Annotated in this window: 21 protein-coding genes and 1 tRNA gene; 12 read left to right on the top strand and 10 right to left on the bottom strand. The window is 63.9% G+C overall.

The annotated features are described in order from the left end of the window. Nucleotides 1-2 precede the first annotated feature (2 nt). The 4 genes from MAFF_RS18345 to MAFF_RS18330 are packed head-to-tail and all read left to right on the top strand — an operon-like array spanning nucleotide 3 to nucleotide 2,082. Nucleotides 3-512, top strand: coding sequence for a phage tail protein (locus MAFF_RS18345; RefSeq protein WP_044548501.1), 510 nt, complete (start codon nucleotides 3-5; stop codon nucleotides 510-512). 12 nt (nucleotides 513-524) lie between these two features. Next, entirely contained in the window at nucleotides 525-1,034 is a 510-nt protein-coding gene (locus MAFF_RS18340) for a phage tail protein (protein ID WP_010912440.1), read from the top strand. Between the two features lie 9 nt (nucleotides 1,035-1,043). Next, on the top strand, nucleotides 1,044-1,562 hold the full coding sequence (locus MAFF_RS18335; RefSeq protein ID WP_010912439.1) for a phage tail protein: 519 nt from the start codon (nucleotides 1,044-1,046) through the stop codon (nucleotides 1,560-1,562). 7 nt (nucleotides 1,563-1,569) lie between these two features. Further along, nucleotides 1,570-2,082 (top strand): GNAT family N-acetyltransferase, encoded by a 513-nt coding sequence (locus tag MAFF_RS18330; RefSeq protein WP_044548499.1) that lies wholly within the window; start codon nucleotides 1,570-1,572, stop codon nucleotides 2,080-2,082. A gap of 13 nt (nucleotides 2,083-2,095) precedes the next feature. On the opposite strand, the gene MAFF_RS18325 is transcribed toward MAFF_RS18330, so the two are convergent. Next, nucleotides 2,096-2,674: a 2OG-Fe(II) oxygenase gene (locus tag MAFF_RS18325; RefSeq protein WP_010912437.1), complete on the bottom strand. Its 579-nt coding sequence runs from the start codon at nucleotides 2,672-2,674 to the stop codon at nucleotides 2,096-2,098. A gap of 73 nt (nucleotides 2,675-2,747) precedes the next feature. Continuing rightward, nucleotides 2,748-3,086 (bottom strand): DUF6916 family protein, encoded by a 339-nt coding sequence (locus tag MAFF_RS18320; protein ID WP_244420576.1) that lies wholly within the window; start codon nucleotides 3,084-3,086, stop codon nucleotides 2,748-2,750. A 221-nt stretch (nucleotides 3,087-3,307) separates the two neighbouring features. On the opposite strand from MAFF_RS18320, the gene MAFF_RS18315 reads away from it, so the two are divergent. Then, nucleotides 3,308-4,096, top strand: a complete 789-nt coding sequence (locus MAFF_RS18315; RefSeq protein WP_010912435.1) for a SapC family protein — start codon at nucleotides 3,308-3,310, stop codon at nucleotides 4,094-4,096. Nucleotides 4,097-4,537: 441 nt separating this feature from the next. Here the strand turns inward: MAFF_RS18315 and MAFF_RS37795 are convergent, their stop codons facing one another. Further along, complete coding sequence (locus MAFF_RS37795; RefSeq protein ID WP_048894793.1) at nucleotides 4,538-5,995, bottom strand: alpha/beta fold hydrolase; 1,458 nt, start codon at nucleotides 5,993-5,995, stop codon at nucleotides 4,538-4,540. Nucleotides 5,996-6,110: 115 nt separating this feature from the next. Here MAFF_RS37795 and MAFF_RS18305 point away from each other — a divergent pair, with 115 nt between their 5' ends. After that, nucleotides 6,111-7,025: a LysR family transcriptional regulator gene (locus tag MAFF_RS18305; RefSeq protein ID WP_010912433.1), complete on the top strand. Its 915-nt coding sequence runs from the start codon at nucleotides 6,111-6,113 to the stop codon at nucleotides 7,023-7,025. A gap of 142 nt (nucleotides 7,026-7,167) precedes the next feature. Here MAFF_RS18305 and MAFF_RS18300 read toward each other — a convergent pair. Further along, nucleotides 7,168-7,242, bottom strand: a tRNA-Gly gene (locus MAFF_RS18300). A 211-nt stretch (nucleotides 7,243-7,453) separates the two neighbouring features. On the opposite strand from MAFF_RS18300, the gene MAFF_RS18295 reads away from it, so the two are divergent. The 4 genes from MAFF_RS18295 to MAFF_RS18280 all read left to right on the top strand — a co-directional run bounded on the left by MAFF_RS18295 (nucleotide 7,454) and on the right by MAFF_RS18280 (nucleotide 10,091). After that, complete coding sequence (locus MAFF_RS18295) at nucleotides 7,454-7,951, top strand: prolyl-tRNA synthetase associated domain-containing protein (RefSeq protein ID WP_010912432.1); 498 nt, start codon at nucleotides 7,454-7,456, stop codon at nucleotides 7,949-7,951. Between the two features lie 81 nt (nucleotides 7,952-8,032). Beyond that, complete coding sequence (gene trxA, locus MAFF_RS18290; RefSeq protein WP_010912431.1) at nucleotides 8,033-9,040, top strand: thioredoxin; 1,008 nt, start codon at nucleotides 8,033-8,035, stop codon at nucleotides 9,038-9,040. A 124-nt stretch (nucleotides 9,041-9,164) separates the two neighbouring features. Then, nucleotides 9,165-9,836, top strand: coding sequence for an LON peptidase substrate-binding domain-containing protein (locus tag MAFF_RS18285; RefSeq protein ID WP_027047556.1), 672 nt, complete (start codon nucleotides 9,165-9,167; stop codon nucleotides 9,834-9,836). Nucleotides 9,837-9,845: 9 nt separating this feature from the next. Next, nucleotides 9,846-10,091 carry a Trm112 family protein gene (locus tag MAFF_RS18280; protein WP_010912429.1) on the top strand — a complete coding sequence of 82 codons (246 nt, stop codon included), beginning with the start codon at nucleotides 9,846-9,848 and terminating at the stop codon, nucleotides 10,089-10,091. 295 nt (nucleotides 10,092-10,386) lie between these two features. Here the strand turns inward: MAFF_RS18280 and MAFF_RS18275 are convergent, their stop codons facing one another. Genes MAFF_RS18275 through MAFF_RS40650 form a run of 3 tightly spaced genes read right to left on the bottom strand, consistent with a single transcriptional unit; the run spans nucleotide 10,387 to nucleotide 16,182 of the window. Further along, nucleotides 10,387-13,743: an error-prone DNA polymerase gene (locus MAFF_RS18275; RefSeq protein WP_010912428.1), complete on the bottom strand. Its 3,357-nt coding sequence runs from the start codon at nucleotides 13,741-13,743 to the stop codon at nucleotides 10,387-10,389. After that, the gene (locus MAFF_RS18270) at nucleotides 13,740-15,215 is read right to left on the bottom strand and encodes a DUF6504 family protein (RefSeq protein WP_044548497.1); all 1,476 of its coding nucleotides are present in this window, start codon (nucleotides 15,213-15,215) and stop codon (nucleotides 13,740-13,742) included. Before MAFF_RS18270 ends, MAFF_RS18275 begins: the two co-directional genes overlap by 4 nt. Next, nucleotides 15,157-16,182: an ImuA family protein gene (locus MAFF_RS40650; protein ID WP_010912426.1), complete on the bottom strand. Its 1,026-nt coding sequence runs from the start codon at nucleotides 16,180-16,182 to the stop codon at nucleotides 15,157-15,159. The genes MAFF_RS18270 and MAFF_RS40650 overlap by 59 nt, the downstream gene beginning before the upstream one ends. A 181-nt stretch (nucleotides 16,183-16,363) precedes the next feature. Between MAFF_RS40650 and MAFF_RS18260 the strand changes: the two genes are divergently transcribed. Continuing rightward, entirely contained in the window at nucleotides 16,364-16,786 is a 423-nt protein-coding gene (locus MAFF_RS18260; protein WP_032932314.1) for a metallopeptidase family protein, read from the top strand. Between the two features lie 103 nt (nucleotides 16,787-16,889). Here MAFF_RS18260 and MAFF_RS18255 read toward each other — a convergent pair whose 3' ends face one another. The 3 genes from MAFF_RS18255 to MAFF_RS18245 form a co-directional block, all read right to left on the bottom strand. Continuing rightward, complete coding sequence (locus tag MAFF_RS18255) at nucleotides 16,890-17,177, bottom strand: GIY-YIG nuclease family protein (protein WP_010912424.1); 288 nt, start codon at nucleotides 17,175-17,177, stop codon at nucleotides 16,890-16,892. Between the two features lie 155 nt (nucleotides 17,178-17,332). Beyond that, on the bottom strand, nucleotides 17,333-17,539 hold the full coding sequence (locus MAFF_RS18250) for a DUF1737 domain-containing protein (RefSeq protein WP_027047555.1): 207 nt from the start codon (nucleotides 17,537-17,539) through the stop codon (nucleotides 17,333-17,335). Nucleotides 17,540-17,588: 49 nt separating this feature from the next. Then, nucleotides 17,589-18,482: an HpcH/HpaI aldolase/citrate lyase family protein gene (locus tag MAFF_RS18245; RefSeq protein WP_010912422.1), complete on the bottom strand. Its 894-nt coding sequence runs from the start codon at nucleotides 18,480-18,482 to the stop codon at nucleotides 17,589-17,591. Nucleotides 18,483-18,797: 315 nt separating this feature from the next. On the opposite strand from MAFF_RS18245, the gene MAFF_RS18240 reads away from it, so the two are divergent. Beyond that, nucleotides 18,798-20,339, top strand: a complete 1,542-nt coding sequence (locus tag MAFF_RS18240; RefSeq protein ID WP_044548496.1) for a DUF4153 domain-containing protein — start codon at nucleotides 18,798-18,800, stop codon at nucleotides 20,337-20,339. The last annotated feature ends 3 nt before the right edge of the window (nucleotides 20,340-20,342 follow it).

Raw genomic sequence — 20,342 nt, 5'->3', positions numbered from 1 at the left:
TTATGGCGGAACCCTTTCTCTCCGAGATCAGAATAATGTCCTTCGGATTCCCTCCCAAAGGGTGGGCTTTTTGCGACGGACAATTGTTGCCGATCAACCAAAATCAGGGATTGTTTTCGTTGCTTGGAACGACGTATGGCGGCGACGGGCGAGTCACCTTTGGACTTCCCGACCTGCGCGGTCGCGTGCCGAACCATATCGGGGGTAGCGGGCACTCCCTCGGAGAGCGTGGCGGCGAACAGGCGCATACGCTTTCAATCGCCGAGATACCCACCCATCTCCATACCTTGAATGGATCGACAACCCAGTCGACGACTATTTCGCCGGATACGAACACGGTCCTTTCGGGGTCGACCCCACAAAACATCTATGCAGGTGCCGCCCACCTTGTGGCAATGGCACCGAACGCCATTGCGAATGTCGGCGGAAGCCAGGCGCATCTCAACATGCAACCATTCCTGGTGCTCAACTTCTGTATCGCCTTGCAGGGCATCTTCCCCTCGCAGAATTGACGGAGACGCGTCGTGGCACAGCCTTACATTGGCGAGATCCGAATGTTTGCCGGCAATTTCGCGCCTGCCGGCTGGATGTTTTGCGAAGGACAGCTCCTGCCGATTTCAGAATATGAGACGCTGTTCCAACTGATCGGCACCACCTATGGCGGCGATGGCCAGAGCACCTTTGCATTGCCTGATCTGCGTGGCCGCGTTCCGATCCATCAGGGTGGTGGCTTCGTCTTGGCCGAAACCGGCGGGGTGGAAGAGGTCACGCTTACCGTCGCGCAAATCCCTGCGCACTCGCATCCCTTGCTGGCAACGAACGACTTCGCCACCACAACAGCCGTCCAAAACAATGTGCCGGCGGCGGCAAGCGTCGTGAACATTGACGCTTACGGCACCGACCAGCCGACTACGCCCGTCAGTGTTCAGTCGATATCCGCGACCGGCGGCAGCCAGCCACACAGCAATTTCCAGCCGTATCTGTGCGTGGACTTCATCATCTCGCTCTTCGGCATATTCCCGTCACAGACCTGAGAGGACGCCATGGCCGATCCGTTCGTCGCAGAAATCCGGATTTTCCCGTTCAATTTTGCGCCCAAGGGCTGGGCGTTCTGCGACGGGCAAATCTTGCCAATCTCGCAGAATACGGCGCTGTTCTCGCTGCTTGGGACGACCTATGGCGGTGATGGCAAATCGAATTTTGCCTTGCCGGACATGCAGGGGAATGCCCCTATGCATCCCGGCCAAGGTCCCGGCCTGTCGCTCCACGATCTGGGTGAAACTGGCGGCTCGGAAACCGTGACATTGCTGGAAAGTGAAATTCCGACGCATTCCCATGGACTCGTGGCGTCGGCGTCGGACGGCATCAACACCAAGCCGGCGGGCCAGCTATTTGCCCAAGGCGCTGGCGTGTCGATATGGGGGACGAACCAGCCAAACGCGCAATTCAGCCCTTCAGCCATCGCTCCTGCAGGCGGCTCCCAGCCGCACAACAACATGATGCCCTACCTCACCTTGAGCTTCTGCATCGCGCTGCAAGGCGTGTTTCCGCCGCGCCCCTGATCTTTCGATGAGGCACTTTCACGGAGTGGCCGGCTGGGCACGCGCGGCTACCGCCGGGCTGACGTTTCGTCCAATGACGGATACCGACCTGCCGTTCCTGGCACGGGTCTATGCCTCGACCCGTACCGAGGAACTTTCTGTCACGTCCTGGACCGAGGCGCAGAAGACCGCCTTTCTCGACATGCAGTTCCGGGCGCAGCACGCGCATTACATCAAGCACTATCCCAACGCGGACTGGCTGGTGATCATGCGTGATGGAGACGATATTGGTCGTCTCTATATCGAGCGCTGGCCGACCCAGCATCGCATCATCGATATCGCCCTTCTGCCGACATATCGCGGCAGAGGGCTCGGCGCGGCACTGCTCGGCGACCTGATCGACGAGGCGTGGTTAGCCGGCAAATCAGTGTCAATTCATGTCGAGAAGAACAATCCGGCCAGACAGCTCTACGCCAGGCTCGGCTTCGCCGTCGCCGAGGACAAGGGCGTTTACGACCTGATGGTGTGTCCTCCCCGGTAAACTGCTGGTGCTCTCACGCCCCGCGATACCACGACACGATGGTGAAACGTTCGTTGCGCGTGACCGGTGTGACTTCGTGCGTCGTTTCCGAACGGAAGGCGACGAGTGAGCCCGGCAGCGCCGGCATGGTGACGCGCAGGTTCGGACCGCTGTAAGGCCCATGCAGGACCAGCGAGCCCCCTGAATAGTCTTCGGGCGAAGGATCGTCCGATTGGCGGTTGAGAAAAATCACCGCCGAGATCTTTCTGAACCGCGACTCGTCGTGGATGAGTGGCGTGTTGCCATCCTGATGCGGGACGAAGAAATCACCTTCCCGGTAGTGAAGAAACTGCGGCTTTTCGCAGGTGCCGAGCGCGAGCCCGAAATGCCGTTCCAGAGCCGTCTTCTGCCGTGCCAACAAGGCATTCACCGACCCTTCGGTCGCTTCTGAGACCTCGGCGCGCCTAGTGCGGCGGACTTCGGGCCATGCCGGTTTTTGGTCGGCACGACCCATCAGGCCGGCCGCACGACCGCCGGCCGCCCGAATTTCTGCGCACAGCGCGCTGCATGCTGCTTCGTCAAGGACCTCTGTGATCTGGATATAGTCGATCATGTAGAGCCGCCCCTCCGAACCGCCCTGTGCCCTGATCGTCGTCCTGACCGACCGGGCCGTCGAAAATCAAAAATCAGTTGAAGACAGCCTCGTACTGATAGCCGGTCGCGTCGGCTGAAACCGGCACTATGAAGATGTCGTCGGTGATGGCATCGCCGGCGAGGTGGTAGATGGCCTGCGGCAGGCTTATATCGCGCGGCCCCTTGAACAGAAGCGTGAACCCGCCGCCAGGGCGTGGGCTGGAAGCGATCTGGTGAACGGCCGTCAGTTCGAGGGAAACCGCCCGGCCGCCAATCGCAACAGTGAAAACCGACCCGATCGCCTGCTTAAAATCCGCTACCGACGCCATACCGTCTATCTCACTCCGCTTGTTGCCGGGCGCAATGTCGCCGCTTCGCGTCAGGCTGTCCATAGGCCGGCAGCAACCCAAACGCTGCGCGAGACAATTCATCGGGGCAAACCGCAAAATACCGCGGCGGCCGTGCTTTTATGCGTGTCACGGACACTGTAGTACTTTGTCCCTGCGCCGGAGTCTTGGCCCAACCAAGATCAGCGCAACAAGAGCAGATGCCAGTCTTGGGGTCTGATACGGAGAAGCCGGCCTGATCGGCCGGCGGGAGAAAGGGACCGACCATGGCTGATATCGGGGCAAAGACGGAAGCGGCGCCTGCGGACGCGGCCATGCCGCTGTTCTATTCCAGGCCCGAAGCGCTCAACCCGGTACGGCACGGCTCGCTGGGCCTGACCGCGCGCGGCGACTTTGCTTTCGCGCGCACGGCGCACGCCATTCCGGTGGTGGCGTCGGAAATGCCGGCGGCGATGCGCTCCTACCCGATCGTCTTCATCGGCCCGGCCAAATCCCCTGTCATCATCACCGGCGTGCGCCAGGGCGAGAACCTGTTCGTCGATGCCGACGGCCAGTGGACCGCGCCGCATTACGTTCCCGCCTATGTCCGCCGCTATCCCTTCATCCTTGCCGAGGACCCGACCACGGCGGGCCGGCTGACGCTGTGCGTCGACAGGACCAGTGAGCGGGTGATCGACCGGCTCATGGCGCCGTTTCGCGAAGACAAGATCGCCCCGTTCTTCAGCGGCAACGAGCCGACCGAAGCGACGAAGCAGGCGCTCGCCTTCTGCAACCAGTTCCAGATCGACTTCAGGGCCACGCGCGAAATGATCGACAGGATCGACGCGCACGGCCTGTTCGCGCCGCGCCAGAGCAAGGTGACGCTGGAAGGCGGCGAAGTGCTCAACCTCACCGATTTCCAGGTGATCGACGAGCCGGCCTTCAACAAGCTGAGCGACGAGGCCTTCCTCGACCTGAGAAAGTCAGGCGCCCTCGGCCTGCTCTACTGCCACCTCGCCTCGACCAACAGCTGGACATCGCTGGTGCACCAGGCATCGCTGCGCAAGGCGGGGTAAGCGCGACCGGCGGTCTCAAAACGAAAAGCCGCGGCGAACCTCGGCTTGCCGACAGGCCGGCACAGCGCCGCCTGAAAATCGGTTTTCGTGCTGCAGGAATTCCGTACGTCTCGTGCATCCACTGGAAGGCGCGGGTTGGCCCATGCTAAACCTGACATGCGACGCTCTGATTTGTGCTCTTACCCCGTTTGGCCATCTCATAGGTCAATCAGAGGATGACCAGATGCTATTTGACCTCAGCAAGAAATAGGCTCGACCAAAACAGTTGTTCAGCCCAGCCCGCCGTGCAGCTTTATGCATGCGACCGCGGCGATCCGTGCCATCTGCCCCGATGGAGCATATTCGGCGTCGCGATCTCCTCGAACCAGATCCCGGTCGGTTCGCCCTCGGACGGAGAGGGATTGAGCGACGCGCATTTCCTGAAGTGTGCCCGGACAAATGTCACTTTGAATCTACCGGTGCCCAGGCGGGCGCGACCGGCCGACCGGCGAGGAACGTCTCGACGATCTCGACGAAGGCAGTTGGCCGCTCTTCCGTCAGGAAGTGGCCGGTTGCGCCCATCAGCACAGGTGTCACATTGCTGGCAACATGACGCATCCCAGCCGGCACGCCTTGGCCGATGCCGTGATCCGCACCGATCGCCATCACCGGGATCGTCAGCGGTGACTGCGAGAGAACAGCGTTGTCCGCGATGTCCTGGTCAATCGTGCGATAAAGATTGAGACTTGCAGCAAACCGGCCTGGGCGGGCGTAAGCCTCCTCAAAGTAGGCGACATCGTCGTCCGAGAACCCGCCCGGGACCACGTGGAAGCCCCTGTTGCGGTAGAACCAGTCGAGAAACGGCGTCTCCCGTCCCGCGAGCACGGTCTCTGCGTAGTTGGGGATCTCAAAGAAGCCAAAGAACCAGAAGGGATTGTGAGCGAAGGGGGTCGTCTGCTGATGGGTCCACGGACCGTCCGGTGCTCCTTCGGCGATGACGAGCCGATCAACGGCGTCGCGGTGGGTGGCCGCATAGGCGTAGCCTACCGGCGCGCCCCAGTCGTGCCCGACGACTGTCGCCTTCGGATAGCCCAATTGCCGCATAAGCTGGTAGAGATCCTCGGCCAGCGTACGGCGGTCATAGCCCGAGGCTGTGACATCGGACCAGCCAAAGCCCCGAAGGTCGACGGCGATCACCGTGTGCCCCGCTGCCAGCTGCGGCATCACCTTGCGCCATTCGTACCAGGTCTCCGGCCAACCATGGATGAGCAGGACCGGGGAACCTGAGCCGCCAATCACGTAGTGCAGGCGCACGCCGTTGGCGGTTGCGAAGCGGGATGAGAACCCCGCTGGCACACCATAATCCGCGCCAATCGATGGCGCCGCGTGTGCTGTGGCCGGCATTGCGCCGATCAGGGTCGCAGCGAGCGTCGACGCGAGGATCAACCCTGTCGCAACCGACGCCCGGCGATGGCCGTGCCCGGCCGAAGCGACTCGATGAGCGGGTACGCCGACGGAATAGGGCGACTGGCGCCGCGGGCCGCTTGCGGTGTGGCCCTTTTTGGCGCGCCGACCGTTCGTAAGAAGAACAGTGACCAAAGCCAGGAGGAAGAGCGGCGCTGCAACATACGGAAGCAGGTCTGCCGTATGCCCGCCATGCAGCACGGCCCGCGCAGTCAGAACCGCAAGAAAGGGTGCCCCGAGCGCATATCTCGGCGCATAGGCAGAGACGATAGCTGCTCCGCTCGCAAGCGACACATGCGATTCCGCCGTGATCTGAGGCAGGATTCCAGCGATCGCGAGCGCGTCTGTTCCGACCGTGAAGGTGCCCGCGGCCAGCAGCCATAGGCGCGGATCGATGGTATTTCTATCGTGATCGGCCGACGTCGACGCGATCCCTTCAGAGGCAAGCTGACTCATCTCGGATTCTCCGGAAAGCTGCGTTCCATGACCGGGGCTTCCCGGGCCGTCTTGAGAATAGGTGTAGGGTCAGGTATCATTCAAATTGATAATAAATATAGGACGCATAACTTAGATGGATTTGAGCCGCGTCGATCTCAATCTGCTTGTCTCGCTCGACGTGCTGCTCGAAGAATGCAACGTGACTCGCGCGGCGCAGCGGTTACATGTGAGCCAGCCTGCGTTGTCAGCGCAGCTTGGCCGGCTGCGTCATCTCTTCGACGATCCGCTGCTTGTGCCCGCGATTGTGGGGCGCGGGATGACCCCAACTGCGCGCGCCCTGCCGCTTAGGGACTCGTTGAAAGCCGCGCTGAAGGGCCTCGAAGTCGTTTTGGCTCGAGAGCATCCCTTCGATCCAGCACAAGACGCGCGCGATTTTCAGATCGCGACGACGGACAACGGCATCATCGTCGTTGGCTTGCCGTTGCTTTCAAGACTGCAATCGGAAGCCGGCGCCGGCGTTCGAGTGGCCTTTCGACTGCTGGACACCACGCAACTGTCACAGCAGATTGAGCGCAGGGAAGTGGATCTTGTGATCGCACCGCCCAGCATGTTTCCCCCGTTTCTCAAAGCGCGGCGCATCTACGATGAAGTCTATGCCATGGCGCAGAGGCGGGATCATCCGCGTGGTACCGAACCATTGAGTCTCGACGGCTATTGCGCGTTGGACCACGTCCTCGTGTCCCTTAAGGGCGGCCTCTACGAAGGCCGCGTCGATCAGGCCCTTGCCAAGCTCGGGCGCAACCGACGTGTGCGTCTGTCGCTGCCGAATTTTACGTCCGTGCCACAGGTGCTCCAGGCTACCGACTACGTCTGCACGATGCCGGCGCGTTTCGCCAAAAGCCTGAAGGATGAATTGGACGTCTTCGAGTTGCCGTTCGCCGTGCCCGGTTTCGCCATGCACATGGCGTGGCACCCGCGCGAGCAGTCCGATGCGGCACAATCTTGGCTGCGAACTCAAGTCCTGGAGGTCGTCAATAGCGGCCGGTGAAGCGGCCGGCGTCCGAGAAGGCCACGAACCGGCCAGGCTGGTTCGTGCGAATCTGATCGTGCCGCGTGTTGACCAAGAGGAAGACAGAAAGGGCCACCATCTGGTGGCCCTGATCTAAATGCTTGATTTCCCTGGAGGAAATTGGAGCGGGTGAAGCGATTCGAACGCTCGACCCCAACCTTGGCAAGGTTGTGCTCTACCCCTGAGCTACACCCGCTCACACGGCGTCTTGGCCGCAAGCCGGGCCTATATGGCTTAAGAGCGCGGCGATTGCAACAGGGAAATCGCAGGCTTTTTTCAACATGCCAAACGATGCCGGCAAACCGCCCGCGGCGCACGGATTTCATCGGCCTGTCGTGCGATGGCCTTGTGTCGGCCACCGCATTGGCCGTAAACGGCAAGGCGGAAAACGACGAAGAAGAAGACCGATGCCGAAGACCGAAGCCGAACTTTTTGCCTTTCTCGCCGAACTCGGCGTCGCCGTTTCGACGAAACGCCATCCGCCGCTCTATACGGTCGCCGATTCGCAGGCGCTGCGCGGTGAAATCGCCGGTGGGCACACGAAAAACCTGTTCCTGAAGGACAAGAAGGACAATTTCTTCCTGGTCACCGTCGGCGAGGATGCGGTCGTCGATCTCAAGCAGATCCACCAGCTGATCGGCGCCGCCAGCCGTGTTTCCTTCGGCAAGCCGGAGATGCTGATGGAGCTTTTGGGCGTGTCGCCGGGCGCCGTCACCGTCTTCGGCGTCATCAACGACACCGCGAACCGGGTCAAGCTGGTGCTCGACCAGGATCTGATGGCGCATGCCGTCATCAATGCGCATCCGCTGACCAATGAGGCGACGACATCGATCGCGGCGGCCGATCTCATCAGATTCGTCGAGGCAACCGGGCACGATGCTGCTATCTTGAAAGTCTCGGCATGATCGCCACATGCATGGCGAAACCGACTTCCAATGACATGGCGCCGACCCGCGGGCCGGCGGCGCGACCGAAAGGGTGACGAGATGAGCGACAACAAGCCGTTTGGCGGGTCATTCGGCAGCAATGGCGGCCAATATGCGACCACCGTTCAGTATGGCGGAACCGCAGCCGCGCCTGCGAAGGTCTCGCTTGGAGATACGCCGGCCGCCGCCCCCGCGGGCGATGTCATCAAGGACACCACGACCGCCGCCTTTGCCGCCGACGTCATCCAGGAATCGCGCCGCCAGCCGGTGCTGGTCGATTTCTGGGCGCCGTGGTGCGGCCCTTGCAAGCAGCTGACGCCGCAGCTGGAAAAGGCGGTCCGGGCCGCCGGCGGCAAGGTCAAGCTGGTCAAGATGAACATCGACGACCATCCCTCGATCGCCGGCCAGCTCGGCATCCAGTCGATTCCGGCGGTCATCGCCTTCAAGGACGGCCAGCCGGTCGACGGCTTCATGGGTGCCATCCCGGAGAGCCAGATCGCCGAGTTCATCACCAAGGTCGGCGGCAAGGGCAATGGTGCTCCGGCCGTGGCCGAGGCGCTGGCGGCTGCGACCGAAGCGCGCGAGGCCGGCGACATGCAGACCGCCGCCGACATTTTTGACGCCATCCTGGCGCAGGCACCGGAGACGATCGAGGCGATCGCCGGGCTGGGCGAGCTGCTGTTCGAGGCCGGCGACACGGAAGGCGCCGAGGCGTTGCTGGCAACGGCGCCCGAGGCCAAGAAGGACGCGCCTGTTCTGGCCGCCTTGCGCGCCAAGATGGCGCTGGCCGCGCAAGCGGCGGAACTGGGCAATCCCGCAGAGTTCGAGCGCCGCCTGGCCGAAAACCCCAAAGACCATCAGGCGCGTTTCGATCTGGCCATGATCCAGAACGCCAGGGGCGAACGCACGGCGGCCGCCGATAATCTGCTGGCCATCATCAAGGCCGATCGCGGCTGGAACGAGGATGGCGCCAGGACGCAATTGCTGCAGTTTTTCGAGGCCTGGGGCATGACCGACGAGGCGACGCTGGCCGCGCGGCGCAAATTGTCGGCGCTGCTGTTTTCCTGAGCAGGCGGCTGTTTCGTCGCACGGGCTTGTGGCCGGCGGCGGCCGCGCCAGATTAGGTAGCTGACTTCGGCCAAGCCGACGATCCCGGCGGCGGGCGACGGAAGAAGTCGATCGGAGGAATGTGGTGCAAGCGGGAAACGCGCATTACCGGCTGGCCAAGGATCTGCCGTCGACGATCCCGATCTTTCCGCTCGAGGGCGCGCTTTTGCTGCCGGGCGGCCGCATGCCGCTCAACATCTTCGAGCCGCGCTATCTGCAGATGGTGGACGAAGCGGTTGCCGGTTCGCGGCTGATCGGCGTCATCCAGCCCCGTCTGGACGGCGCGCTGCGCGAGGATGGCGAGCCGGAACTCTGCAATGTCGGCTGCGCCGGCCGTATCATCGCCTTCTCCGAAACCGGCGACGGCCGTTACCTGATTTCGCTGCAGGGTGTGTTCCGCTTCCGCATCGCCCATGAACTGACGGTCAAGACGCCGTTTCGCCAGGCAAAGCCCGCGCCCTTCCTCGCCGATCTCGATGATGATCCGGCGGCGAACGAGATCGACCGGCCGGCATTGCTCAAGGCGTTTCGCGCCTATCTGCAGGCCAACGATCTCGAGGCCGATTGGGAAAGCGTCAGCCGCGCCGAAAATGCCATGCTGGTCAACGCGCTGTCGATGATGGCGCCCTACGGTCCGGCCGAGAAACAGGCGCTGCTCGAAGCCGCCGACCTGAAGACGCGGGCCGAGACGCTGATCGCCATCACCGAAATGGCGCTGGCACGGGAGAATGAGGATTTTGGCTCGAGCCTACAGTAAGAGGAACCGATGGCGGCGGATGGGCGTGACGGAAAGAAGATCGATGTCGATCCCAAGCTGCTGGAGCTTTTGGCCTGCCCGCTGACCAAGGGGCCGCTGGCCTGGGATCCAGAGCGCGGCGAACTGATCTCGCGGGTCGCCAAGCTCGCCTATCCTGTGCGCGACGGCATCCCGATCATGCTGCCCTCCGAGGCGCGGACGCTGTCGGCGGAAGATGTGCTGGCGCCGCCGCCGAGGCTGAGCGGGCCGGCCTGAACTGCATAGCCGTCCATCGTTTGTTCTCCCAAGGAGAGCAGCCGCGAAGCAGCTGGGCGTAGAAGTTTGAGAGGCCGGCGGGACAGCGCCCCCCTCTGCCCTGCCGGGCATCTCCCCCACAAGGGGGGAGATCGGCTGTCACCTCGGCCTTCGCGAATTTTCAGCATTGCGAGTTAAGAGAGGCGTCGAGATCGAAGCTGCCAATCTCCCCCCTCGTGGGGGAGATGTCCGGCAGGACAGAGGGGGGCGCCAAGGATCACAGCGTCTCTTCAGATGACGAAGACAAGGGCCGCGCCTACTGAAAATTGCGCCCCTTGGGCATGACCTGTTCCGCCTCTTCCGACAGCGTTGCGAGGTCCTGCCTTGCCGGCGCGTTCCCAATCTCGGGCCGGCTGCGGCGATCCGAGCCTACCTCTTTGGCATACCCCATCGGTTGGGGCCCCGGCGCTCCGGCTCCGCTGACCTTCTCCAGGAGCACGGTCAGCCAGGGCGTCAGATCCTCGATCTTTTCGGCGACGATATGGATCACGCCGGATTCCGACTGCAATTTCCCGCTGACCTTGACGAACCGCGCGCCCATGACGATGGGCCGGAAGCGGGTAAAGGTCCGCTCCCAGAAGATGACGTTGGCGACCGCCTTGTCGTCCTCCAGCGTCAGGAAGATCGCATTGCCCTTGCCGGGGCGCTGGCGCACCAGCACGAGGCCGGCGACCGAAACCCGCCTGCCGTCGCGCTGGGATGGCAGGTTGGCATTGGGGGTGACGCCGGCGCGGTCGAGGCGCTCGCGCAGGAAGGCGACGGGATGCGCCTTCAGCGACAGGCCGAGCGAGCGGTAGTCGTGGATGACATGCTCGCCGAGCGGCATTTTCGGCAGCTTCGTCTCCGGCTCCAGTTCGCGCAGGCGCAACGCCGGCTGGTCGAACAGCGGCAGCTTTTCGGCCGCACTCTTGGCGCCCAGCGCGCGCACTTCCCACAATGCGGCACGGCGGTCGAGGCCGATCGAACGAAAGGCATCGGCCTGCGCCAGCCTCTCGATCTCGTCGACATCGAGGCCGGAGCGCAGCCAGACGTCACGGACGGTTTCGTAACCTGAACCCCGCCGCTTTGCGAAATCCTCCATGCGTTCCTTGGAAAGACCCTTGATCTGCCGGAAGCCGAGCCGCACGGCATGGTTCGTCTCGATGACACCACGCATATCGGCATGGCGCGGCAGGATACGGGCCGGATCGAACGGCACTTTTTCCAGGGTGCAGTCCCAGGCGGAACAATTGACGTCGACCTCGCGGATGTCGACGCCATGGTCGCGCGCGTCGCGCACCAGCTGCGCCGGCTGGTAGAACCCCATCGGCTGCGAATTCAGGATCGCGGCGCAGAACACGTCGGGATAGAAGGTCTTGAACCAGCAGGAGGCATAGACGAGCAAGGCGAAGGAGGCCGCGTGGCTTTCGGGAAAGCCGTATTCGCCAAAACCCTCGATCTGCTTGAAGCAGCGCTCGGCGAAGTCCTTGGTGTAGCCCTTGCCGACCATGCCGTCGATCATGCGCTGGCGGTAATTGCCGATGGTGCCGGTGCGCTTGAAGGTGGCCATGGCGCGGCGCAGTTCGTCGGCCTCGCCCGGCCTGAAGCCGCCGGCGACGATGGCGATCTTCATCGCCTGTTCCTGGAACAGCGGCACGCCAAGCGTCTTGCTGAGAATCGCCTCGAGCTCCGGCTTCTGATATTCGGGTTTTTCCTTGCCTTGCCGGCGGCGCAGATAGGGGTGCACCATATCGCCCTGGATCGGGCCCGGCCGCACGATCGCCACCTCGATGACAAGGTCATAGAAATCCTTTGGTTTGAGCCTTGGCAGCATCGACATCTGGGCGCGCGATTCGATCTGGAAGACGCCGAGCGTGTCGGCGCGGCCGATCATGTCGTAGACGCGCTTGTCTTCCGGCGGCAGGCTCGCGAGCACATAGGGTTGGCCATAGGGATCCCGGGCTTTTGGATAGTGGTCCGTAAGCAGAATGAAGGCGCGCTGCAGGCAGGTCAGCATGCCGAGCGCCAGCACATCCACTTTCAGGATCTTCACCGCGTCGAGATCGTCCTTGTCCCACTCGACCATCTTGCGCTCGTCCATCGCCGTCTTGACGATGGGGACGATCTCGTCGAGCCGGTCCTTGGTGATGACGAAGCCGCCGACATGCTGGGAGAGGTGGCGGGGGAAGCCCATGATCTCGTTGGCCCGTTCCATCACATGACGCGATGTCGGGTCGCTCCGGTCAAGGCCGCCGGCGCGGGCTTCCTTCTCGCCGACCTCGGAGGTCGACCAGCCCCAGATCGAGCCTGACAGGGACGCCCGGACATCCTCCGACAGGCCCATAGCCTTCGACACTTCGCGCAGCGCCGAACGGCCGCGATAGCTGATGACGGCGGCGGCGAGCGCCGTGCGCTTGGAACTGTATTTCTCGTAGATGTACTGGATGACGGTCTCGCGCTTCTCATGCTCGAAGTCGACATCGATGTCGGGCGGTTCGTTCCTCTCCTCGGAAATGAAGCGCTCGAACAGCGTGTCGATCCGGTCGGGCCCGACTTCGGTGATGCCGATGCAGAAACAGACGATCGAATTGGCGGCCGAGCCGCGTCCCTGGCAGAGAATGTCCTGGCTGCGGGCGTATTTGACGATGTCGTAAACCGTCAGGAAGTAGCGGGCGTAGTTGAGGCGCTCGATCAGGGCGAGCTCTTCCTCGATGCGCTTGATCACCGAGTGAGGCACGCCCGAGGGATAGCGCCTCGCAGCCCCCTCCCGCGCCAGTCTTTCCAGCTCTGCCTGCGGCCCGAGGCCGGATTCCGTCGGCTCGTCGGGGTAATTGTACTGGAGGTCGCTGAGCGAGAAGGTCAGCTCTTCCGCAAACCGCAGCGTCTCGGCCAGCGCCTGCGGATGCCTGCGGAACAGGCGGGCCATTTCCAGCGGCGGCTTCAGATGGCGTTCGGCATTGGCGCTGAGTTCCAGCCCAACCTCGGCGACGGGTGTGTTGAGACGGATGGCGGTCAGCACGTCCTGCAGCGGGCGGCGTTCGGCGGTGTGGTAGAGGACATCGTTGGTCGCCATCAGCGGGATGCCGGCAACCTGGGCCAACGCCGCCGCCTGCTCGATCCGGAAACGGTCATAGCCGGCATAACAGGGCGAGACGCCAAGCCGCAGGGCCCTGCCGAAACGGTCCTTGATCTGGCCAAGCAAGGCAAGACTGTCTTCAGCGCCCGCCGCCAGGTCGGGCAGGACCGCCAGCGACATCAAATCCCCCCATTCGAGCAGGTCGTCGCGCTGGAGAAGGGTGGCGCCCTTTTCGGTCTCGTCGCGCAGATTGGCCTGGGTGAGCATGCGGCACAGATGCCCCCAGCCTGCCCGGTTCCTGGGATAGGCGAGAATGTCGGGCGTGCCGTCGCCGAAAACCAGCCGGCAGCCAGGGTGATAGGCAAGCTTTTCGACCTTGGCCTGCTGCCAGGCGCGCACCACGCCGGCCACCGTGTTGCGGTCGGCGAGGCCGATCGCCGAGAAACCCATGAGCTTGGCCGCGACCACCAGCTCCTCCGGCTTGGAGGCGCCGCGCAGGAAGGAGAAATTCGACTGGATGCCGAACTCGGCATAGGGAATGACGGTCAGCGCGTTCATGCGAAGACCCCGTGCATGAACCAGCGCGGCGCGGCTTGCGAGCCGCCGTAAAGCCCTTGCCGGTAGAGCCAGTAGCGGCGGCCGTCGGCATCCTCGATGCGGAAATAGTCGCGTGTCGAGGCCGCCGCGTCGCCTGGCGCCTGGCGCCACCATTCGGCGGCGATGCGTTCGGGACCCTCGGCGCGGGTGACGCGATAGAGCGCGCGCCGCCAACGGAAATGCAACGGCGGACCCTCCGGCATTTCGGTGGCCGGCACCTCGATGGGTTCGGGCGCGCGGAACAGCCGGATCGGCCGTTCCGGCGGAAAGATGGTTGTGGGCGCCTGCACCCTGTCCGGTCTCTTCGGCGGCGTGGTCCGGCGCGGCGCTTCGCTGAAGGGGACGATGGCGACGGCACGCTCCGGCAGATGGCTTTCAACCGCGACCGGCTGCAGCACGGCGCCCTCGCCGAGCCGGGCGCGGATGCGGTCGGCGAACAGCGCGATGTCGGCGCCGTCGTCGGTCACCTCGCCCGTCAGATCGGCCTGCGCCATGTCGAAGGCCGCGGCCGCCAGCACCGAAAGCCGCACCAGATCGAAGCCGTAGCCGGCATCGATGTCCTGCTCGAGGGCGGCCAGCCTTTCATGGAACAGTTTCTGGATCAGCCGGGGGTCGCGCATCGGCCGCGAGGTGCCGAGCGCGATGCGGCTGACGGCGCCGTCGACACGAAAGAGCAGCAGCGCCAGCGTCCGGGCGCCCTCGCCGCGGCGCTCGAGATCGGTCTTCAACGTCGTCGCCAGCAGGCCGACCAGCCGTTCGATGTCCTCGGTGAGCGTGACGGGCTCGGCGAGATGCCGCTCGACCGAAAGCGGCGCGACGGGAAGGCGCGGCGACACCGCCTCGTCGAGACGGCCAAGCGCCTGGTCGAGGCGCAGCAGCAAGGTGGCGCCGAAGCGGCGGGCAAGCGGCGCGCGCGGGGCGGCCATGACTGCGCCCGCCGTGCGCAGGCCGACACTTTCCAGGCTGGCACGGGTTTCCGGCGCGATGCGCAGTGCTGCGAGCGGCAGAGGCGCCAGCAGCGCTTCCTCCTCGCCTCCATCGACGATGCGGTCGCCGCAAAAGCGGGCCGCCGCCCAGGCCGCGCCCGGCGTCGGGGCAAGGCCGGCGCGGACATCGAACCCCTGATGCAGGAAGCGCCACAGGATGTCGTCCAGCATGGCGCGTTCGCCACCGAACAGATGGGTGCAGCCGGTGACGTCGAGAAACAGGCCGTCCGCCCCGTCCAGCGCCACCAGCGGGGTGTAGCGGTCGCACCAGTCGGCAAGGGCTTCGAGCAGGCGCCGGTCTGCCTCCGGATCGGCCTCGACAATGTCGATCGAGGGATGCATGGCGCGCGCGTCGGCAATGCCCATGTCGCGCTTCAGGTGCAGCGCCTCAGCCCGCTCGTCGAGGGCTGAGATGCGCTGCGCGTTGCCCTGGCGGTGGCTGATCACCAGTGGCGGATGAGATGGCGTCGGATGATCTTGGGGCCGGGAACGCCAGGACCGCCCCAGACGCTGCCGCAGGATCCTTTCGGCCGCCAAATAGGGAAACCACAGGGACAGGATTCTTTGCCCGGCCTTCCTCGCCCCTTCTTTCGTCGAATACGCGTTCATCGGGGTTCCACTCCAGTGTGAATTGTCCAGGCAGGGCCGTGCGGCTCTTGCCGATGCTGATGGCGAAGGCCGGGCGGCCGATCGATCCGGCGAGCGGCCCGGCGACGGTCTCGCGCGGCACGGCCGGCGCCGGCGAGACGATGAGGCGGACGGGCGCCGCCGTCGGTTCGGGCTCGGCCGCCTGCCGCAGCAGGAATACGGGGCGGCCGGCACTTTGCGCCCGCGCATGCAGCCGCCGCGTCGCGGTCAGGTCGAGCCGCTGCGGATTGCCGCGGATTTCCAGGATGACGGCGGCGAGCGCCGTCATCCGCGCCGCTTCCTCGGCGACCCACAACGCATCGACGAGTTTCGGCGCCTCGGAAAACAGCAATTGCTCAGGCCCGATGCCGAAGGAGGATTGCAGCCCCCTGGCATAGGGAAAGCCCGCCTCGCGGAAGATTTCCGTGGTGCCGATCCACAACACCGGCAGCCCTTGCGCCTGCTTGAGGATCAGGCTGGCGAGCGACAGGGCAAAGCCGGCGACGGCTCCGGCATCGCGGGTTTCCAGGCCATGGATTTCGCTGAGGGCCGCTTTCGGCAGGCCGCCGCTCAGGGCGGCATCGAGGGGTTCGATGCCGATCGGCAGGAAGGCATCCGGCAAGGCCGCGGCAAGACCGCGCCGGACGATTGTGAGATCGGGGCTGGCGTCGGCATCAAGCGGCGCGCCAGCCGGCGCCTGCAGGCGCTCGGGCAGCGTTCCCTCGATCTTCGCGATCTGGCGGCGCAGGGCAAAAACAGTCTCCCGCGCCACGGCTGATATCGCCATGACGGTCAGTGTCCACTCAGAGTTGTTCCTGTTATGTTCCTATAGATTCCAGAGGCGGTCCGAAGAGTCAAGCAGAGTCATAAGGAATTTATTCCTGCGAACCCTGCGTGGCATGGACGTATGGGCCGCATCGTTTGCCTCGACCGGTGCGAAAGCCTATATGCCGGTCAAAGGACAAAGCATGGCCCGCATCTACAAGACCCGCACCTGGCATGGCGAACTCGCGCCCTCGATGGAGGAGATGGAGTTCCTGGCGCTGGAGGCCTACGCCCATCTGCCGGAGGATTTTCGCAAGCTGACCGGCGAAATCGTCATCCAGATCGCCGAGTTTCCGACCGACGAGATCATGGACGATCTGTCGCTGGAGACGCCGTTCGACCTGCTCGGCCTGTTCGAGGGCCGCGGCATCGCCGAGCGCTGGAACCCGCAGACCGGCGAAGGCCCTAACCGCATCACGCTCTACCGCCGCGCCATGCTCGACTACTGGGCCGAAAACGAGGAGACGCTGGGCGACATCGTCACCCATGTGCTGATCCACGAGATCGGCCATCATTTCGGCCTGTCGGATGATGATATGGAGAAGATCGAAGAGGCAGCTGAATAGAGCCCACACTTCGTCATCCTAGGGCGAAGCAAGGAGCGAAGCGACGCGGCGCAGACCCTAGGATCCATGCCGTGACTGTGGTGCGTTGCGACGGTGCAAACGCTCACCACCCAGTTCCGCGAAAGAGTTCGAACCACTCAGGATTGGCTTTTTCGATCAGCTCGATCTTCCATAGGCGTGGCCAACGTTTCAGCGACTTTTCGCGCTGGATCGCATCGGTGATATCGAAATGCTCTTCGTACCAGACGAGGCGTTGCACGCCGTAGCGACTGGTGAAATTTGAGCCCTGTCCAGCCTTGTGCTCCGGCACGCGACGGCCAAGATCGTTGGTGACGCCGATGTAGATCGTGCCGCGCTTCTGGCTCGCCGTCATGTAGACATAACCGGTCATAGTCCTAGCGTAGCCAGCGTCGATGCGCGCACAAGCGCCGTTCTGATCCGCCGCATTCTATGACCAACGTCACGGCATGGATCCTAGGGTCTGCGCCGCGTCGCTTCGCTCCTTGCTTCGCCCTAGGATGACGAAGAGAGGAAGGTAGCTGGCAGCTACCAGTCGCTGAGCTTGGTATCCGGCCCATATTCCTGGCCGTCGACATCCTTCACCACCGCCTGGCCGCAGCGCATGGTCTTGGCTTTCTTGTCATAGGCATAGGTCGGCGAGCCGAACAGATGCCAGCCCTTGTTCAGCGCCGCCGTCACCTTGTGGCAGAAGCTGGCGTCGTCCGGGCCGGTGAGAAAGCGGTAGAGTTTCATGTCCCAAGTCCTGTCGTAAGTGCCCATAGCCCGCGAGCATGGGGCTATATCATGCGCCGATGGCGGCCGCCTTCGCCAGCAGTTTTTCGGCCTGTGCCAGATGCAGCCGCTCGACCATCTTGCCGTTCAGCGCGATCACGCCTTTGCCAGTATTCTCGCCACGTGAAAAGGCGTCCTTTATCAGGCGCGCCTCGGCAACCGCCTCCGGCGAGGGCGCGAAGGCGCGGTTCGCCGCGTCGATCTGGGCCGGATGGATCAGCGTCTTGCCGTCGAAGCCCATGGCGGCCCCCTCCGCGCACTCACGGGCAAAGGCGTCGAGGTCGCGAAAATCATTGGCAACGCCGTCGAGCATGTCGAGGCCGCCGGCGCGCGCGGCCAGCACCATCTGCATCAGCCATGGCACGAGGTAGCGCCGGTCCGGCGTCACCAGCACACCGGTGTCCTTGGCCAGATCATTCGTTCCGGCAACGAAACAGTTGAGCCGAGAGGCTGGATCGCGGCCCAGTTCGGCCATGGCGCCGATGTTGAGCAGCGCCTTGGGCGTCTCGATCATCGCCCAGAGTTTCACGCTATCGGAGGCAAAATTGTCGTCGAGTACGTCGCCGACTTCGAGGATGTCGCGCGGCGTGGCGACCTTGGACAGCAGGATGCCGTCGGGCTCGACTTTCGCCACGGCCAAGAGGTCGTCGGCGCCCCATTCGCTGGCCAGCGCATTGACGCGCACCACCATCTCGCAGCGGTTGCCGAGATGATTGGCAGCCGGGCGGCTGGCGAAGATCGCGGGCAGCTTTTCGCGGGCGGCAATCTTGTCGGCCGGCGCGACGGCGTCCTCGAGATCGATGATGATTGCGTCGCAGGACAGAAGCGCGATCTTGGCCAGCGCCTTGTCGTTGGAGGCCGGGACATAGAGCACCGAGCGGCGCGGACGGTAGGATTCGGTCATATCCGATCTATGCCGCCTGGGTTCGGTCGAGGCAAGCCGTCCAAGCCCGCATGAAAACTGGCTCGCACCCTGCACGAAAACTGCACAGGCCTGCGGAAAAGCTCCTCGGATCCGCCCTGCCACCTCCCTGTCGGCCTGCGAAACAGGCGGCATGCACAAGCGAGCAAAACCCCGTTGGTCCCTGCCACAGCGCCTGCGCAGCGAAGGCTGGTGGCTGGTCGATCCGCCACGCGCCAATCCCATGGCGATTCTCATCCCTTTCGCCCGCAAGTGTCCGCAGACCGTCCGGCTGGACGCCATCGGGAGGGTCAGGTCGTGACAGCGTTTTTTTCTGCCGCGCCGAGCTATTGCAGCCGCTTCGGTGTTGCCGTGCTGCTGGTCGTGCTGGCGGATTTCCTGTTCTACGGCCAGCCCGCCGGCATCACGGTGTTCCTGTTCGCCATCCTGATGGCCGCTGCCGTGGTGGCCGTGCATCCCACGGCCTTCAGCGACATCAGGGTCTGGCTCAAGCCCGCCGCCTTGCTTGTCGCGCTGCTGCCGCTCGCCGAAAATGTCAGCCCTCTGTCCGTCTCGATCGCGCTTGCGGCGCTGGTCGTCTTCGCGCTTTCGCTCAGCGGCCGGCTGCGGCACGGCATGGCGTGCATTGCCGGCCAGATCGCGCTGTTCCTGCTGGTGGCGCCGCTGCGGTTCGTTCGCGATTTCATCCGCTGGCGCAAGACGGCGCGCCGGTTGGGCGGGCGACGCGTGCGGCTGGCGGCGATCACGGTCTGGGTGATGCCGCTGACGCTGGGCGCCGTCTTCCTGGCGCTGTTCGGCGCCGCCAATCCGGTCATCGACTACTGGCTGTCGCTGATCGATCTTCTAAAACTGCTCGATCTCATCCAGCTGGCGCGGATCGCCTTCTGGCTGTTCGCGCTCGCCGGCGTCTGGGCGTTTCTGCGGCCGCGCCTGCCGCGTTTTTCGCGGCGCATCTCCCGGCCACCCCTTGCCGCTGCCCGACCAGCGATCCATGCGCAAAGGCACGTCATCGAGGACATCGTGTTCGGCAAGGCCGCCATCCTGCGCGCGCTGATCGTCTTCAACGTGCTGTTTGCGCTTCAGACCGGGCTGGATGCCACCTATCTGTGGGGCGGGGTCGCCCTTCCCGATGGCTTGAGCTACGCCGCCTATGCGCATCGCGGCGCCTATCCCCTGATTGTTACCGCGCTGCTCGCCGCCGGCTTTGTGCTGGCGGCGCTGCGGCCCGGCAATGAAACGTCCAAAGATCCGCTCATCCGCCGGCTGGTCTATGCCTGGGTGGCGCAGAACATCATGCTGGTCATCTCGTCGATCCTGCGGCTCGACCTCTATGTCGGCATCTATGCGCTGACCTACTGGCGCATCGCCGCTTTTGTCTGGATGGGGCTGGTGGCGGCAGGGCTTGCGCTGATCGTCGCCCGCATCGCGCTCGGAAAATCCAATGAATGGCTCTCCTCCGCCAATCTTCTGACGTTATCTCTGACGCTTTATGCCTGCTGTTTCATCAATTTCGCCGCGACGATCGCCAATTACAATGTCGACCATTCCCTCGAAATGACCGGCCAGGGTATTCCCCTCGACGCCTGGTACCTGCGCTCGCTCGGCCCGGGCGCGTTTCCGGCGCTCGATCGTTTCTTCGATCGTCAGGGCAAGACCCCCGACGCCGGCGCCACACGCGAACTTGTGAGACTGCGTGGCATCGACGAGGGTTGGTACCGAACCGTCCAGGCAAACTGGCGGGCCTGGAGCTTTCGCGACTGGCGCCTGCTTGGCTATCTCGACAGCAGGGGGTCGCTCGTGCTTCCTCAGCCTTCGCAACCTTCCTTGCCGGGCCGCTGACCG

The organism is Mesorhizobium japonicum MAFF 303099 (genome assembly GCF_000009625.1).
Classification (GTDB): Bacteria; Pseudomonadota; Alphaproteobacteria; order Rhizobiales; family Rhizobiaceae; genus Mesorhizobium; species Mesorhizobium japonicum.
This window is presented reverse-complemented; position numbering and strand designations above follow the sequence as displayed.

Excerpts from the sequence above, each read along its gene's own strand:
- MAFF_RS18345 (WP_044548501.1), top strand. The coding sequence starts at position 3 with ATGGCGGAACCCTTTCTCTCCGAGATCAGAATAATGTCCTTCGGATTC.
- MAFF_RS18335 (WP_010912439.1), top strand. The coding sequence starts at position 1,044 with ATGGCCGATCCGTTCGTCGCAGAAATCCGGATTTTCCCGTTCAATTTT.
- MAFF_RS18330 (WP_044548499.1), top strand. The coding sequence starts at position 1,570 with ATGAGGCACTTTCACGGAGTGGCCGGCTGGGCACGCGCGGCTACCGCC.
- MAFF_RS18325 (WP_010912437.1), bottom strand. The coding sequence starts at position 2,674 with ATGATCGACTATATCCAGATCACAGAGGTCCTTGACGAAGCAGCATGC.
- MAFF_RS18320 (WP_244420576.1), bottom strand. The coding sequence starts at position 3,086 with ATGGACAGCCTGACGCGAAGCGGCGACATTGCGCCCGGCAACAAGCGG.
- MAFF_RS18315 (WP_010912435.1), top strand. The coding sequence starts at position 3,308 with ATGGCTGATATCGGGGCAAAGACGGAAGCGGCGCCTGCGGACGCGGCC.
- MAFF_RS37795 (WP_048894793.1), bottom strand. The coding sequence starts at position 5,995 with ATGAGTCAGCTTGCCTCTGAAGGGATCGCGTCGACGTCGGCCGATCAC.
- MAFF_RS18305 (WP_010912433.1), top strand. The coding sequence starts at position 6,111 with ATGGATTTGAGCCGCGTCGATCTCAATCTGCTTGTCTCGCTCGACGTG.
- MAFF_RS18295 (WP_010912432.1), top strand. The coding sequence starts at position 7,454 with ATGCCGAAGACCGAAGCCGAACTTTTTGCCTTTCTCGCCGAACTCGGC.
- trxA (WP_010912431.1), top strand. The coding sequence starts at position 8,033 with ATGAGCGACAACAAGCCGTTTGGCGGGTCATTCGGCAGCAATGGCGGC.
- MAFF_RS18280 (WP_010912429.1), top strand. The coding sequence starts at position 9,846 with ATGGCGGCGGATGGGCGTGACGGAAAGAAGATCGATGTCGATCCCAAG.
- MAFF_RS18275 (WP_010912428.1), bottom strand. The coding sequence starts at position 13,743 with ATGAACGCGCTGACCGTCATTCCCTATGCCGAGTTCGGCATCCAGTCG.
- MAFF_RS40650 (WP_010912426.1), bottom strand. The coding sequence starts at position 16,182 with ATGGCGATATCAGCCGTGGCGCGGGAGACTGTTTTTGCCCTGCGCCGC.
- MAFF_RS18260 (WP_032932314.1), top strand. The coding sequence starts at position 16,364 with ATGGCCCGCATCTACAAGACCCGCACCTGGCATGGCGAACTCGCGCCC.
- MAFF_RS18255 (WP_010912424.1), bottom strand. The coding sequence starts at position 17,177 with ATGACCGGTTATGTCTACATGACGGCGAGCCAGAAGCGCGGCACGATC.
- MAFF_RS18250 (WP_027047555.1), bottom strand. The coding sequence starts at position 17,539 with ATGAAACTCTACCGCTTTCTCACCGGCCCGGACGACGCCAGCTTCTGC.
- MAFF_RS18245 (WP_010912422.1), bottom strand. The coding sequence starts at position 18,482 with ATGACCGAATCCTACCGTCCGCGCCGCTCGGTGCTCTATGTCCCGGCC.